This is a genomic window from Rhodococcus sp. EPR-134 (genome assembly GCF_001647205.1).
GTDB classification, from domain to species: Bacteria; Actinomycetota; Actinomycetes; order Mycobacteriales; family Mycobacteriaceae; genus Rhodococcus_F; species Rhodococcus_F qingshengii.
This window is the reverse complement of record NZ_LVCT01000165.1, coordinates 1-1,546: the sequence shown is the minus strand read 5'-3', so window position 1 is coordinate 1,546 and position 1,546 is coordinate 1. Positions and strand designations below refer to the sequence as shown.

Annotated in this window: 1 protein-coding gene; it reads left to right on the top strand. The window is 59.5% G+C overall.

Annotated elements, in window-relative coordinates; all coding sequences use genetic code 11:
* The coding region (locus A2J01_RS07540; RefSeq protein WP_231915728.1) for a Rieske 2Fe-2S domain-containing protein at positions 1-1,127 on the top strand (1,127 nt) is incomplete at its 5' end.
* Positions 1,128-1,546: the final 419 nt, after the last annotated feature.

Below are 1,546 nucleotides of genomic sequence, written 5' to 3'. Positions count from 1 at the left end.
AAGAGGTTCGCATCATCGACCAGGGAGAACCTCCCACTCGATTTGCCCGCGGATGGCACTGCCTCGGCCTCGCCAAGGACTACAGCGACGGGAACCCGCATTCCGTCGAAGCTTTCGGTACCAAACTGGTCGTCTTCTCCGACTCGCATGGCGAACTGAAGATCCTCGACGCGTACTGCCGTCACATGGGCGGCGACCTGAGTCAGGGCACGGTCAAGGGCGATTCGATCGCGTGCCCCTTCCACGACTGGAGGTGGGGAGGCAACGGTAAGTGCACCGCGATTCCCTATGCTCGACGTGTCCCCCCGCTTGCCAAGACCCGCGCTTGGACTGCGCTCGAACAAGACGGGCTGCTCTTCGTCTGGCACGACCCCGAAGGCAATCCGCCTCCTGCCGAAGTCGCCATACCGATCATCAAGTCTGCGGAGCACGAGTGGACCGATTGGGTCTGGAAGTCGATAGTCATCGATACGAACTGCCGAGAAATCGTCGACAACGTCGTTGACATGGCGCACTTCTTCTACGTGCACTTCTCGTTCCCCACCTATTTCAAGAATGTCTTCGAAGGACACGTCGCCATCCAGGAGCAGAGCGGCATCAACCGCGACGACATCGTGACCTGGACCGACCCCGACGTACCGAAGTTGGTGTCGAATCTTTCGACAGCGGCCTACCACGGACCGTCGTTCATGATCGACGACTTGCGCTACGTCTACGAGAACTTCACGACCGATTCGGTGCTGATCAACTGCCACTACCCGGTGAGCCCGAACAAATTCGTACTCATGTACGGCATTACCGTCCAGAAGTCCGCAGAGATGCCCGCCGAGTTCGCCGATCAACTTGTCGACGCGATGATCGGATACATCGGTGTCGGGTTCGAGCAGGACATCGAGATCTGGAAGAACAAGACCCGCATCGACAATCCGCTGCTCTGCACCGAGGACGGTCCGGTATACCAACTGAGGCGGTGGTATGAACAGTTCTACGTGGACGTCGCCGACGTCACGCCCGAGATGGTCGACCGTTTCGAATTCGAGATGGACACAAGCAAACCCATCGAAGTGTGGAAGCAGGAAGTCGCTGACAACATCGCACGCAGGGCCGCCGCAGGAGTAGGGCAATGACCATGGAACCGCTGGACTGCGAGCGGTGCGGAACATACGTCCTCGTGGAGAAGAACAGCTGGCATCACACGTCGACCCAGTGGCGATCAGATTCGCGCACGGCATGTTTGGAGTACCGCGACGATGCTGAACCGCCGAGAATTCGATCCGGAAGTTGTTCCGCATTGAGAAATTCCATCAGCAGGGCCGCAATCGACGGGCGGATAACCGTTCCCGAATGACAATCTCCCTCGCGGCCTTGAAGGCTCACCTCATGGCGGCGGCCAACTGCTGAGACAACGTGCCTTTGTTCTCCACCTCGATGGTGTCGCAGCCCTGCCAACGCGCAGTTCTCCGAAGGAGTTCCGCCAACCGCGGCGCAGTGTCGGCGTCCGCGGTGGGTTCGGCCCACGCCGCGCGGACAAGCAGTCGACGGTTCT